The sequence below is a fragment of the Bacillus sp. IS1 genome, from assembly GCF_032461585.1.
Taxonomy (GTDB): Bacteria; Bacillota; Bacilli; order Bacillales; family Bacillaceae; genus Bacillus; species Bacillus velezensis.
In genome coordinates, this window is sequence record NZ_JAWCWR010000002.1 from 685,317 (window position 1) to 698,275 (window position 12,959).

Genomic DNA, 12,959 nt, shown 5'->3' on the forward strand with positions numbered 1-12,959 from the left:
AAAACCTTCCAATCCATATTCAGAATAGTGTAGGATATTCATAGAGCTTTCCTAAAAACAGGTCATCAGATGACCGGATCACATATTGAGGATGAAAGAGGGGTTCATCATGAAAGTCTCATTATTTGTCACGTGCCTTGTGGATATGTTCCAGACCAATGTCGGAAAGGCGACGGTTGAGGTGCTGGAACGGCTCGGGTGTGAGGTGGATTTTCCCGAGGGGCAGATTTGCTGCGGGCAGCCCGCATACAACAGCGGGTATGTGACGGATGCGAAAAAAGCGATGAAGCGGATGATTGCCGCGTTTGAAGAAGCGGAGTACGTCGTCAGTCCGTCAGGTTCCTGTACGACGATGTTCCGTGAATATCCGCATCTGTTTCAGGACGATCCGAAGTGGGCGGCAAAAGCGCAGCAGCTTGCGGACAAAACATATGAGTTAACAGATTTTATCGTCAACGTTCTCGGGGTGGAGGATGTCGGGGCGGTGCTGCAAAAAAAAGCGACAGTCCATACATCGTGCCACATGACGAGGCTGCTCGGCGTGTCGGAGGAGCCGATGAAGCTTTTGCGCCATGTCAAGGGGCTCGAGCTGACCGCGCTTCCCGGAAAGCACCAATGCTGCGGATTCGGAGGAACGTTTTCTGTGAAAATGGCGCAAATCTCTGAACAAATGGTGGATGAGAAGGTCGCCTGCGTGGAAGACACGGAGGCCGAGGTGCTGATCGGGGCGGATTGCGGCTGTCTGATGAATATCGGCGGGCGTCTTGACCGTAAGGATAAAAACGTCAGAGTCATGCACATCGCCGAAGTGCTGAACAGCAGATAACACGGGAAACAACAAGGGGGGAAAATCATGGCGATGAAAATCGGTACCGCCGCTTTTAAAGAGCGGGTATCAGAAGGAATAGATAATGAGTTTATGAGAGGAGCCGTCTCCGGAGCGCAGGAACGGCTCAGGACAAGAAGGCTTCAGGCGGCCGAAGAATTGGGAAACTGGGAGGATTGGCGTTCCCATGCGGAAGAAATCAGACAGCATGTGCTGGACAATCTTGATTTCTATTTGGAACAGCTCGCCGAAAATGTCGCCAACAGAGGCGGACACGTCTTTTTCGCCGAAACGGCGGAAGAAGCGTCCTCCTATATCCGCGATGTCATCCGGCAGAAAAACGCCAAAAAAATCGTAAAATCCAAATCCATGGTGACAGAAGAAATCAATATGAACGAAGTGCTTGAGGAAGAGGGCTGTGAAGTCACAGAAACGGATCTCGGCGAATACATTCTCCAGATTGACGATCACGATCCGCCGTCACATATCGTTGCTCCCGCTCTTCACAAAAACAAAGAGCAGATCCGTGACGTGTTTAAAGAGAGACTCGAATACAAACAGACGGAAAAACCGGAAGAGCTCGTCATGCACGCGCGCAGCGTTCTCCGGAAAAAATTTCTCGAAGCGGATGTCGGCATTACAGGCTGCAACTTTGCGATCGCGGATACCGGATCGGTCAGTCTCGTGACGAACGAAGGAAACGGCCGCCTTGTTTCCGCGCTGCCGAAGACGCAGATCACCGTGATGGGAATGGAGCGGATCGTTCCGTCATTTTCTGAGTTTGAAGTGCTTGTCAGCATGCTGACGAGAAGCGCGGTCGGCCAGCGGCTTACAAGTTACATTACGGCGCTGACGGGACCTCGTCAGCAAGGAGAAGCTGACGGGCCTGAGGAATTCCACCTTGTGGTTGTGGACAACGGGCGTTCCCGCATACTCGGCACGGAATTCCAATCGGTGCTGCAATGTATCCGCTGCGCCGCCTGCATCAACGTCTGTCCGGTGTACCGGCATGTCGGCGGACACTCGTACGGGTCCATCTATTCGGGTCCGATCGGCGCCGTCTTATCGCCTCTTCTGGGCGGATATGACGAATACAAGGAGCTCCCGTACGCATCTTCCTTATGCGCGGCCTGTACGGAAGCATGTCCCGTTAAAATTCCGCTGCACGAGCTGCTGCTCAAGCATCGGCAGAACATCGTGGAAAAAGAGGGCAAAGCGCCGATCAGCGAAAAACTGGCGATGAAAGCCTTCGGGCTCGGCTCGTCATCCCCGTCCCTTTATAAAATGGGATCGAAATGGGCGCCTGCCGCCATGACGCCGTTTACGGAAGATGACAAAATATCAAAAGGGCCGGGGCCGTTAAAAGAATGGACGGCAATACGGGATTTCCCGGCGCCGCATAAATCGAGATTCAGAGATTGGTTTAAAGACCGGGAAAAACAAAAGGGGGAAGAATGATGATGAAAGGGACGGTTACACATCAGGAATCCTTTTTAAACCGGATCGCCGAAAGTCTGGGCAGAGAGCGCAGGAAATCAGGCGTGTCCCTGCCTGAATGGAAGTATCAGCCTCAATATCAAACGCATGCGGACTGTACGGAAGACGATCTTGTCACGATGCTGAAAGACCACTGCGTCAACATTCATACGGAACTGATCGAAACGGATGCAGCCGGGCTTTACGACGCTTTGCGCACGCAGGTGAACCGCTTTGAAGGAGGGCCTGTCATCATTCCGAAGGACAGCCGGTTTGAAACGTACGGCTTGCAGACCCTTATGACAGAAGAGTGGCCGGATGAAGGGATTCCAGTTTGGGAATGGGACGCGGAACAAGGAGCGAAAAATATTGAAAAAGCGGAACAAGCGAATGTGGGCATCACATTCAGCGAGATTACGCTTGCAGAATCAGCCACCGTCGTTTTGTATGCGTCAGAGCATGCCGGCCGTTCTGTCAGCCTGCTTCCGACCACCTATATCGCAATCATCCCGAAATCTTCCATTGTGCCGAGAATGACACAGGCCAGCGATATACTGAAACAGCAGATCAGAGACGGCGTCACCGTTCCTTCCTGCATCAACTATATTACTGGACCGAGCAACTCGGCCGATATCGAAATGGATTTGGTTGTCGGCGTCCACGGACCCGTTAAAGCCGCTTATATCCTTGTGAATGACCGATAAAAAAACAAACCCCGGTTTTCTGATATGATCCCCTCATAGCAGACAGAGAAAAGAAAGCATACTGATCTGTCTGCAATGGAGGGGATTTTATATGGGGAAAACACGTAAAGCTTATGATATTCACTTTAAGAAAAAGGTTGTTGATCTTCACCTAAATGATGGGATGGGTTATCAGACAATCGCCATTGAAAATGATTAGGCGCATATTATAAGATTTAGGAAATATTGTTTTAAGGTGGTTTTGAATAACTCATGAACAGTATTCAAAAAGAAACTGAAAAGAGCAATGCATCTAGGGACTGGTTGATTTATATTACAGTATCAGTAATCTTTTTAATAGCAGTATCGATATTTAGCTTTTTTGAGTCGGAAGTTGATTTTAACGGTATGGCTCTCCGATTATTTGATGCTTTGATCAGCTGTATCTTGGTTATAAACGGTCTTTATTTTATGCAGAAAAACAAAGGGATAGCGGTCGTTTCCTTCCTTTTAGGAATAATTAATCTAGGGATATTAGCTGTTCTTTTGTTTCGTTAAAGAAAGAGGAGCCCAGCTCATATTGATATGATCCCCTCATAGCAGACAGAAAAAAGAAAGCATACTGATCTGTCTGCAATGGAGGGGATTTTTTATGGGGAAAACACGTAAAACTTATGAATATTCACTTTAAGAAAAAAGTTGTTGATCTTCACCTAAATGACCAGAGAAATGAACATTGATAAAAACCAAGTAAGGAAATGGATTAACCACTTTCAGACAGAGGGGATGAAAGGGTCAAAACAGCTGAAGCAGTTCAAGAAGCAGTATGTAAATATATTCATTTTTACAACCATCAACGGTTCCAAAAGAAGTGAAACAACCTGAGCCCATATCAATACAGGACTCAGGCTGCTTCGTGTCTTTTTAACACTGTCTACTTGACAGGGGTCACTTCATTCGGCCGGGGTTTGTTTTTATATAAACGCGTTAATGATCATGATAAAACAGATCGCACTGACAGAAATAATCGTTTCCATCGCCGTCCATGTCAGGAATGTTTCTTTTACCGTCATTCCGAAATACTCTTTAATGAGCCAGAAACCGGAGTCATTGACATGTGACAGAATCAAAGAGCCCGCTCCCGTTGCCAAAACGAGAAGCTCACTGCTGACGCCCGGCATGACAGATGCAATCGGTGCAACAATGCCGGCCGCCGTCATCATGGCGACAGTCGCTGAACCTGTGGCGACACGGATGACCGCCGCGATCGTCCAGCTTAAAAGAACGGGAGAGAAGCTTGAATGCTTCGCAATGTCAGCAATATACGTGCCGACGCCTGAATCAATCAGGACGTTGTTAAAAGCGCCGCCGGCTCCGATCACAAGCAGAATGGAAGCGATCGGTCCGAGACAGTCATTGCTGAATTTTAAAATGCTTTCTCTGTCAAAGCCCTGATAAAAACCAAGGCTGAAAAAGGAGTACACCGTGGCGATCAAAAGCGCCGTGACAGGGTCGCCGATAAATTTAAAAGTTTCATAGAGCGCGCTTTTTTCCGGAAGCGCAATTTCGGCAAGCGTTGCCATAAGCATCAGGATCACCGGTACCAATATCGTAAACAATGTATTTGCGAATCCCGGAAGCTTGCGTTTTTCATTCCGTTCAATAAATTGTTTTTTCAACAGTTCGGGAACGGGTTTATGAATGCGCTTACCAATCCATTTTCCGTAAAGCGGCCCTGCGATGATGGCAGTCGGAATGCCGACGATTAAAGAAAACAAAATCGTTTTTCCGACATTGGCGTGATAAATGCCGACAGCCGCCATCGCCGCCGGGTGGGGCGGAACCAATCCGTGCACGACGGAAAGTCCCGCAAGGAGCGGAATCCCGATCGTCACTAATGAAACGCCGGTTTCAATCGCAATCGTAAACAAAAGCGGCACGAGCAGGACGAAGCCGACCTGGAAAAAGACCGGGATGCCGACGATAAAAGCGACGGCCATCATCGCCCAATGCACTTTCTTTTTTCCGAAGCGGCCGATCAGGGTGTGGGCGATACGCTCCGCACCGCCTGATTCAGCCATCATTTTTCCGAGCATCGTACCGAGGGCCAGCACGATAGCAAGCAGCGACAGCGTATTGCCGAGCCCGGTTTTCATCGAAGCGATAATGTCCGGCAGATTCATGCCCGTTGCGAAACCGACAAGGATGGATGTAATCAAAAGACTGATAAACGGATTTAATTTAGCGACCGTAATCAATAAGAGTAAAACGATAATAGCGGCAATGACAATAAACAGTAACATGACCTTTTCACCCTTTCAAAGAAGAATTAACGGCTTTGTTTGAGCTGAAATTCACTGATGACGTCAAATTCATCTTTGAGCTTGTCATACAGCCGCTCGTATAAGTAAAACAGCTCAATATATGTTTCGCTGTTTTTGACGTTCGGTTCATGACGGTGAGAAATTCTGATCCAGTCCTGAACATCCTCGATCCGTTCCATTTCGCCAAGGCTGTGCAAAGCGAGAACGGCCGCTCCGAGCGCCGAGGCTTCGTAACTTTCCGGAACGAGGACTTCCCGTCCCATCGTATCGGACAAAATCTGCCTCCAAAGCGGTGATCTCGCAAATCCTCCTGAAGCCCGCACGTCTTTTGCGGGGCCCGCCAAATCTCTCAGTGCGACACCGATTGAAAAGACGCTCATGATGACGCCTTCCAGCACCGCTCTGATAAAATGCTCCCGTTTATGGCGGAGGCTGATGCCGAAAAACGTTCCGCGGGCATTCGGATTCCAAAACGGCGCGCGCTCCCCTGATAAAAACGGCAGAAACAGCAATCCCTCAGAGCCTGCGGGCACTTTATCAGCGATATCAATCATTAAATCGTACGGATCAATGCCGAGCCGCTTCGCCGTTTCGACTTCCGGAGAAGCGAATTCGTCTCGAAGCCAGCGCAGCATAATGCCTCCGTTATTCGTCGGGCCTCCGATGACCCAATGCTTGTCAGTCAGCGCGTAACAGAATGTCCGCGCTTTTTCATCCGTAATCGGCGCATCCGTCACCGAACGCACGGCTCCGCTCGTTCCGATCGTAACGGCCACTTCGCCTTTGCCGATCGCGCCTACTCCCAGGTTGGCGAGCACGCCGTCATTTGCGCCGATAATAAACGGTGTATCCGCATGAATGCCCATCCGTGCAGCGATTTCCGGCGCAAGGCCGCGCAGCTGATGAGTGGTCGGCACGATGTCCGACAGCTGATCTTCCCGGATTCCGGCAATCCGGAGCGCTTCTTCATCCCAGGAAAGCGTATCTAAACGGAACAGCCCCGTTGCCGAAGCGATCGAATAATCGACGACATAAGTTCCGAAAAACTCGTGCAGAATATATTCTTTAATACTGATGAATTTGGCGGTTTTCGCGAATGTCTCCTTGTCCTGTTCTTTCATCCAGACAATTTTGGAAAGCGGAGACATCGGGTGAATCGGCGTACCCGTTCTTTTATAAATATCAAAACCGTTCATCTCTTTTAAAATCCGTTTTGATTGCTCGGCGCTGCGGTTGTCCGCCCAAATGATGCTTTTGGTCAGCAGGCCGCCGTTTTGATCGACAGCTATCAATGAGTGCATGGCGGTGCTGATGCCGATTGCAAGCAGATTGTCAGGACTCAGTCCGGCCTTTGTGACGGCGCCCCTGATGCTTCCGATAACCGCTTCCAAAATGTGCTCAGGATCCTGCTCGGCCCATGCCGGCTTTGGCTGTATTAAATCATAGTGAACCGAATGCTTGGCTAACACTTTGCCTCTTGGTCCGAACAGAACGGCTTTCGTACTGGTCGTGCCGATATCCAGACCGATAACAGCTTGGGTTTCCTTCATAATATATCCCGCCTAATCTGATTGAATAATAAGATAGATTGATAATGTATGCCCTTACAAAGTCAATTATAGGAATAATTTTTTTATAAATCAACGATGAAGAAGAAAATTTTTTTCATAAAATTGCCTCAATTCCCGCTGTATCGGTATTCTCTCTTTTGAAAAATAAATATTCAGAAAGCGATTACAAACGTTTGTGCGCGATCATTTTTCTGATTTGCTGCAAGTTGGCGAGCGTTTTCTCCTGCCGCAGCCGGGCCGTGGCGAAATACAGTGTATCAATGACCGACAGCTGGGCAAGCCTTGCGGACATTGCTTCCGTTCTGAAAGCCGTCTCCCTTGTTGACGTATACAGCACCACGTCGGAAATCTGGGTGAGCGGCGACTTTTGGTAGCTTGTAATGCCGATCGTGCCAGCGCCGAGCGATTTGGCCATTTTCACCGCGTCAAGCACGTCCTTATTGCTCCCCGAATGAGAAATGCCGATGACTGCGCTTTCGGGACCGAGAAGACCCGCTGACATCGCCTGAAAGTGAGAATCCGTGTGTGCGATGCAATTTATACCCGTACGCATAAATTTGTGATACGCGTCAGTGGCGATCAGCCCGGAACCGCCGTTTCCGTAAAATTCGATTCTGTCTGCGCGGTGGATCATTTCTACCGCTTTTTCAACGTCGGCCGGATCTAATAAATGAAAGGTATCGGTCAGACCGGAAATGTTTGTGCGGAAAACTTTCTGGATGATGACTTCGATATCGTCGTCGGGGCTCATTTCTTCATGAATGTGCTGCACCGGCTCCTGAACGATCTCCTGAGCAAGCGCGATTTTTAAATCCTGATAGCCGGAAAAACCGAGCCGTTTGCACAGCCTGAAAATCGTCGCTTCAGAGCTTTTCGTTTTTTCCGCCAGCTGAATGATGGAAAGGTGAACCACGTCTTTCGGTTCCTTCACGATATGGTCTGCAATCGCTCTCAATTTTGGCGACAAACCTTTGCTGGCCGCCTGAATCTTCCCGATGCTGCTTGAATTCACAGGGGTCATGCTATAACCTCCCTACTCGAATGTAAACGCATACTTTTATGATAAAGCAAGTTCTGTCATAAGGGAATCAGGTTTTGCTTTCTTTACCGCATATTAAAGAAAAGAGAATAGTATATCGGGGACACCGCCTCAATGAAACTTAATTTTTTACAAAAAGTGATCGTTCTCTAAAAAAGTGCCGGTGCTCAAGTCGCCGGCCATAAGCCAAACTCATGATGGTAAGCTGCTGTCCTGCTACAGTCCAGTTTCTAGTGAGTTGCCAGCGCTTGAAGTTCTACTTCAAATAAGTGTTCCGCCATTATTATTAACTGGATTGATCGAAAGAGAAGGATCATTAAGTCGGAGAATACCTTAGAAACACAATTCTAATCAGCTTCTCAGAAAAACTTCAAATTAATATAATAATCTAATTGCTCTGAAACGCGTACCATACATTATACTTTCAATGATTTTTAAACTCTGAGGAGGAAATTCACATGAAAGTAATTGCAATTGACTTAGATGGCACGCTGTTATCAGAGAACTTAACTATCCAAGAACAAGATGTAAGAGCTTTAAAGCTTGGACAAAAACAAGGTCATATTATAACAATCGCTACAGGGAGAGCTTTATTTGATGCAAAACACATCATCAATAAATATGATTTGGATTTTTCGATTATTGCTTCAAACGGCGCTCAAATTGATGTGGAAAATCAGGTAATATTCGAACATTTTATGGATTCAGATGTAATCCAACCTATCATAACATGGTTAAATAAAGAGGAAATCTATTATCAGCTTTACTTATCTGACAAAATTGCCGTATCAAATCAAGGAATTCAGCAGCTTGAAAAAGAACTTTACAATACAGTAGCGGAAGAACCTCATTTTAATCAAGAAGTATTTTGGAATTCTATTAAAGCTCAGATACATCAATACGGGTTAGAGGAAATACCGGGTACAATTGACCCTATCGATTATCGTTATGTCATAAAATGTATGATCGTTTCGCCAAACCAAAGAAAATTAAAAAAAGCTAAAGAATATTTTGGACAACTAAAGGAGTGTGCCGTAACGAGTTCAGGAGCATTCAATCTTGAAATCACAAGTGCAGGAGTAGATAAAGGAGCGTCATTAAATAAACTTTGTGAACATTATGGAACGGATGCGCGGAATGCAATCGCAATAGGTGATAATTTAAATGATCTGCCTATGTTTCATGTAGCAGGAATAGGGATAGCCATGGGAAATGCAGATAAGAAGCTTATTCAATTGGCTGCTTTTAAAACGTTATCGAATGATGAGTGTGGTGTATCTTATGCTTTTGATCATTACATTCTGACGAAAGAAGAAGACCCTAAACCGCGGAGTATACAGCCATGAGCCATTTTGTGAAAAGATGTTTAATCTATATTGCCGGATTGTTTATTTTATCCGTAGGGGTTGTATGTATGATTAAATCTAATACCGGGATTGCCCCCTGGGATGCTCTGAACGTGGCTTTATCAGAACTCATTGGCCTTACAATCGGGTCATGGGTTTTCATTGTCGGAGGAATCCTTATCTTTATAAACAGCCTCATAAAAATGCGGTTTCCTAATCTAGCCGGTTTTATTCCGATTTTTATTATTGGAAGTTTTGTTGACCTTTTAAACTTAAAGGTTCTTTCGTTCTTAAAAACAGATGCTGTAATTCTTCAATGGAGTTTATTTTTGATAGGGTTGAGTATATTGGCTATGGGAATCGCTATTTATTTAAGAGCATCTTTTCCTTCGATACCGAATGATGAATTAATGTTGGCTATTACTGAACGTACAGGTTGGGGTATTAATATTACAAAGACGATAGGGGAAGCTTTAGCTTTTGTGCTTGCAATCATTCTTCAGGGGCCGATTGGGATAGGAACCATCATTGTGTTGCTATGTCTGGGGATATTAGTAGGTTTATTTGACAAACTATTACACAAGATGGGGCAGCCCCGTTCTCTCTATAGTGTGGGACAGGAAGGCGCACATAATCATATAGGCCATGATAAAACAATTAATTAAATGCTTATTTTCCCTTGTGTTATTCAGTGTGAAATCCTGATAACGCTGTCTAAAAAGGAGTAACAGTAATGACAAACATTACAGAGATAGCAAAGAAAGCGAACGTTTCTCGGACAACAGTCTCTAGAGTTCTCAATAATCATCCTTATGTAAAACCTGAGAAGCGGGACGCTGTGTTAAAAGCTATGAAGGAATTAAATTATGTACCAAATTTCAACGCGATTAACCTATCCAGGGGGAAGACGAATGTATTCGGAGTCATTGTTCCTAAAATCAACCATCCGTTTTTCAGTAAACTGATTGCCGGAATAGGCGAAGAGTGTAATAAACATAATTATAGTTTACTTGTGCACCAATCAAATAATGATCCTGAACAAGAAATGGAGTTTTTTAACAGATTGAAATACAAACTTATTGACGGTCTTATTTTGGGATCCTGTGTAAGCCCCCATCACGTACTCGACGAGATATCTGGGTTTGGTAATATTGTTTCCTGTGAAGCTTCTGCAAGCAAACAGGTTGCACATATATTTATTAATCATGAGTCAGGAATCAAAATGGCAATTGATCATCTGCGAAATCAAGGACATCAATCCATTGGTCTATGTATAGGAAATCCTAAGAGCGGTGTTGGCATAAGCAGAAAAAAATCATTTTTTCACTTTCAAAATGAATACGGATTGAAATGGAGTGATAATTGGTACTTTGAGGAACAGTACACTATTGAGAATGGTATAGAAATAGCAAAATTATTACTAAATAAGTCACCTCGTCCTACGGCAATGGTTGTAGGAAGTGATTATGTTGCGGCGGGGATCATTTATGAAGCGAAAAGACAGGGAATACGAATACCTGAAGAACTGGCGGTTATAGGATTTGATAATCAGCCGATATCTAAGGTAATAGAACTTTCAACGATACATCAACCTATTAAAGAGTTGGGACAAACAGCAGCAAATTTATTATATAACTTAATGAATAACAAAGATGTCCCCAACATAAATAAGTTGGATCTAAAATTTATTAAAAGAAAGTCAACTTAAAAAGACCACTTTACGGTGGTCTTTTTTGCTTAGCATAGAATCAGCTCTGGGGCAGGCGCTTTGAAATGAGCTCTTTTTTTCGTTTCATCTATAAAACTGAAGGGCTTCATGGAATCGTAGAAACTTTTCGGAATTTCTGTTTGAACAATATATATATAAAGTGCTGATTACGCCATATTAGGGGCCGGCTCAACCCGCATATGAATATAACTATGTCAGTCAAAATGTCTTATATAGGTGATAAGAAAACCATCGGCAAAAATTAGTATTGACTTTGAAAATAGAAGACTGTATATTATGATACTATATTCAGAAAATAAAAACTCAAGAGATTCATTTAACATAAAACACTGTGAACGGGAGCAGTAAAAGAATCCAGTCAGAAAAAGAGAGCCGCGGGTTGGTGCAACGCGGACTGATTGTTCTTTGAACTCGCCCGGAAGTGGCAGGGCGGAACGGAATTGTCGGAATATTCCCTATGTCCTAACGGCTGACCTTCGTTAAAAGGTTTTTAAGCTGGATTCCGGATATTCGGGATCAACAAGAGTGGTACCGCGGCTGCCTGAGGCACGCCGTCTCTTTTCCTAAAGAGGCGGCGTGCTTTTTTATGTGATGAACACTTTTTGCGAGAGGGCGTGTGATAGATGGAAAAGGACAAGCAAACGTTAAAACGGACGATGTCGTCCAGACACATTATGATGATGGCGCTTGGAGGCGCGATCGGGGCCGGGCTCTTTAAAGGCAGCAGCACGGCGATTGATGAGGCGGGGCCGTCCGTGCTGTTGGCCTACCTCCTCGGCGGAATCATTCTGCTGTTTATTATGCAAGGGCTGGCCGAAATGGCAGTCAGAAACAAACATGCAAGGACGTTCCGTGATTTGGTTCAGCAGTCGCTCGGATCGTACGCTGCATACTTTTTAGACTGGATCTATTGGAAAATGTGGGTGCTCAATATTGCCGCGGAGGCGGTCGTAGCCGCCATTTTCATTCAATATTGGCTGCCGGAATGTCCGATATGGATATTGGCTTTGATCATTTCCATCGTGGTGACGGTCGTAAACATGCTTTCTGTGAAACTGTTTGCCGAGACGGAGTACTGGCTCGCGCTTATTAAAATTACAGTGATTGTCATCTTTATTTTATGCGGTATTCTGCTTTTATTTTTCTCATTCGGCAATCACACGGCGCCGGGGCTGTCTCATTTAACGGATCACGGAGGATTTTTCCCGCATGGAGCGGGGGGCGTCATCACGGCGATGCTCGTCGTGATCTACTCATACGGCGGAACGGAAATCATCGGCGTCACGCTGGCGGAGACAAAAAACCCCGAAAAGGTGATCCCGAAAGCTGTCCGAAGCACGTTAACGCGGATTGTCGCTTTTTACTTGCTGCCGTTTTTCATCATCGTCAGCCTGATTCCTTGGAATCAAGTCAACAGCGTTCCCGAAAGCCCGTTTGTCATAGTATTTAAGATGATCGGAATTCCGGGTGCCGACCATATTATGAATGCCGTCATTCTTCTTGCGATTATCTCGTCTATGAACTCGGGACTGTACGGATCATCCCGCGTCTTGTTTACGCAGGCTTCTGACGGCCGGGTGCCGAAAATTTTTTCAAAACTATCGAAGAAAAAGGTTCCCGTCTATGCGATTCTGACTTGTACGTCATTTTTATATGTAGGCGTCCTGATTTCTTTATTCGCAGGAAGCCGGACGTTTAATTATTTGATGGGTTCACTCGGCTATACGGTGCTGTTCATCTGGCTGATTATCGGCTTCGCCCATTTGAAATCAAGAAAACATTCAACAGAACAGCCGGCTTATTACGTCAAATGGTTCCCATACACGACATGGTTCGCGGTGCTTGCGCTTTTGGCCATCCTGATCGGCGTAATTGCGACGACATCCATCGTCATCACATGCATCACTGCGGCCATCTATCTCCTCATTACGGCTGCGTATCTTGTGAAAGGGAGACGTCAATAAA

General features: G+C 45.7%; 12 protein-coding genes and 1 other annotated feature. Of the genes, 9 read left to right on the forward strand and 3 right to left on the reverse strand.

Features of this window, described 5'->3' with window-relative positions; genetic code table 11:
- Positions 1-109: 109 nt before the first annotated feature.
- The 5 genes from RUW00_RS11520 (at position 110) to RUW00_RS11535 (ending at position 3,543) form a co-directional block, all read left to right on the forward strand.
- On the forward strand, positions 110-826 hold the full coding sequence (locus RUW00_RS11520) for a (Fe-S)-binding protein (RefSeq protein WP_014418920.1): 717 nt from the start codon (positions 110-112) through the stop codon (positions 824-826).
- A 27-nt stretch (positions 827-853) separates the two neighbouring features.
- Entirely contained in the window at positions 854-2,284 is a 1,431-nt protein-coding gene (locus RUW00_RS11525; protein ID WP_007407375.1) for a LutB/LldF family L-lactate oxidation iron-sulfur protein, read from the forward strand.
- The gene (locus RUW00_RS11530; protein WP_025649302.1) at positions 2,284-3,006 is read left to right on the forward strand and encodes a LutC/YkgG family protein; all 723 of its coding nucleotides are present in this window, start codon (positions 2,284-2,286) and stop codon (positions 3,004-3,006) included. Before RUW00_RS11525 ends, RUW00_RS11530 begins: the two co-directional genes overlap by 1 nt.
- A 91-nt stretch (positions 3,007-3,097) precedes the next feature.
- Positions 3,098-3,205, forward strand: coding sequence for a transposase (locus RUW00_RS23100; protein WP_459178126.1), 108 nt, complete (start codon positions 3,098-3,100; stop codon positions 3,203-3,205).
- Between the two features lie 53 nt (positions 3,206-3,258).
- Positions 3,259-3,543 (forward strand): hypothetical protein, encoded by a 285-nt coding sequence (locus tag RUW00_RS11535; protein ID WP_094296304.1) that lies wholly within the window; start codon positions 3,259-3,261, stop codon positions 3,541-3,543.
- A 416-nt stretch (positions 3,544-3,959) separates the two neighbouring features.
- On the opposite strand, the gene RUW00_RS11540 is transcribed toward RUW00_RS11535, so the two are convergent.
- The 3 genes from RUW00_RS11540 to RUW00_RS11550 form a co-directional block, all read right to left on the reverse strand.
- A complete protein-coding gene (locus RUW00_RS11540; RefSeq protein ID WP_014418918.1) occupies positions 3,960-5,288 on the reverse strand; it encodes a GntP family permease in 1,329 nt (442 codons plus the stop codon).
- 26 nt (positions 5,289-5,314) lie between these two features.
- Positions 5,315-6,859, reverse strand: a complete 1,545-nt coding sequence (gntK, locus tag RUW00_RS11545; protein ID WP_007407372.1) for a gluconokinase — start codon at positions 6,857-6,859, stop codon at positions 5,315-5,317.
- A gap of 184 nt (positions 6,860-7,043) precedes the next feature.
- Positions 7,044-7,901: a MurR/RpiR family transcriptional regulator gene (locus tag RUW00_RS11550; protein ID WP_017418881.1), complete on the reverse strand. Its 858-nt coding sequence runs from the start codon at positions 7,899-7,901 to the stop codon at positions 7,044-7,046.
- Between the two features lie 476 nt (positions 7,902-8,377).
- Here RUW00_RS11550 and RUW00_RS11555 point away from each other — a divergent pair, with 476 nt between their 5' ends.
- The 4 genes from RUW00_RS11555 to RUW00_RS11570 all read left to right on the forward strand — a co-directional run bounded on the left by RUW00_RS11555 (position 8,378) and on the right by RUW00_RS11570 (position 12,958).
- Positions 8,378-9,265 (forward strand): Cof-type HAD-IIB family hydrolase, encoded by an 888-nt coding sequence (locus tag RUW00_RS11555; protein WP_209387603.1) that lies wholly within the window; start codon positions 8,378-8,380, stop codon positions 9,263-9,265.
- Positions 9,262-9,930 (forward strand): YczE/YyaS/YitT family protein, encoded by a 669-nt coding sequence (locus RUW00_RS11560; RefSeq protein ID WP_280144637.1) that lies wholly within the window; start codon positions 9,262-9,264, stop codon positions 9,928-9,930. The genes RUW00_RS11555 and RUW00_RS11560 overlap by 4 nt, the downstream gene beginning before the upstream one ends.
- Before the next feature lie 68 nt (positions 9,931-9,998).
- Positions 9,999-10,973, forward strand: coding sequence for a LacI family DNA-binding transcriptional regulator (locus RUW00_RS11565; protein WP_209387601.1), 975 nt, complete (start codon positions 9,999-10,001; stop codon positions 10,971-10,973).
- Positions 10,974-11,316: 343 nt separating this feature from the next.
- Positions 11,317-11,556: a binding site (T-box leader), on the forward strand.
- A 61-nt stretch (positions 11,557-11,617) separates the two neighbouring features.
- The gene (locus RUW00_RS11570) at positions 11,618-12,958 is read left to right on the forward strand and encodes an amino acid permease (RefSeq protein WP_003151592.1); all 1,341 of its coding nucleotides are present in this window, start codon (positions 11,618-11,620) and stop codon (positions 12,956-12,958) included.
- The last annotated feature ends 1 nt before the right edge of the window (position 12,959 follow it).

Excerpts from the sequence above, each read along its gene's own strand:
- RUW00_RS11555 (WP_209387603.1), top strand. The coding sequence starts at position 8,378 with ATGAAAGTAATTGCAATTGACTTAGATGGCACGCTGTTATCAGAGAAC.
- RUW00_RS11530 (WP_025649302.1), top strand. The coding sequence starts at position 2,284 with ATGATGAAAGGGACGGTTACACATCAGGAATCCTTTTTAAACCGGATC.
- RUW00_RS11570 (WP_003151592.1), top strand. The coding sequence starts at position 11,618 with ATGGAAAAGGACAAGCAAACGTTAAAACGGACGATGTCGTCCAGACAC.
- RUW00_RS11550 (WP_017418881.1), bottom strand. The coding sequence starts at position 7,901 with ATGACCCCTGTGAATTCAAGCAGCATCGGGAAGATTCAGGCGGCCAGC.
- RUW00_RS11525 (WP_007407375.1), top strand. The coding sequence starts at position 854 with ATGGCGATGAAAATCGGTACCGCCGCTTTTAAAGAGCGGGTATCAGAA.
- RUW00_RS23100 (WP_459178126.1), top strand. The coding sequence starts at position 3,098 with ATGGGGAAAACACGTAAAGCTTATGATATTCACTTTAAGAAAAAGGTT.
- RUW00_RS11540 (WP_014418918.1), bottom strand. The coding sequence starts at position 5,288 with ATGTTACTGTTTATTGTCATTGCCGCTATTATCGTTTTACTCTTATTG.
- RUW00_RS11520 (WP_014418920.1), top strand. The coding sequence starts at position 110 with ATGAAAGTCTCATTATTTGTCACGTGCCTTGTGGATATGTTCCAGACC.
- RUW00_RS11565 (WP_209387601.1), top strand. The coding sequence starts at position 9,999 with ATGACAAACATTACAGAGATAGCAAAGAAAGCGAACGTTTCTCGGACA.
- RUW00_RS11535 (WP_094296304.1), top strand. The coding sequence starts at position 3,259 with ATGAACAGTATTCAAAAAGAAACTGAAAAGAGCAATGCATCTAGGGAC.
- gntK (WP_007407372.1), bottom strand. The coding sequence starts at position 6,859 with ATGAAGGAAACCCAAGCTGTTATCGGTCTGGATATCGGCACGACCAGT.
- RUW00_RS11560 (WP_280144637.1), top strand. The coding sequence starts at position 9,262 with ATGAGCCATTTTGTGAAAAGATGTTTAATCTATATTGCCGGATTGTTT.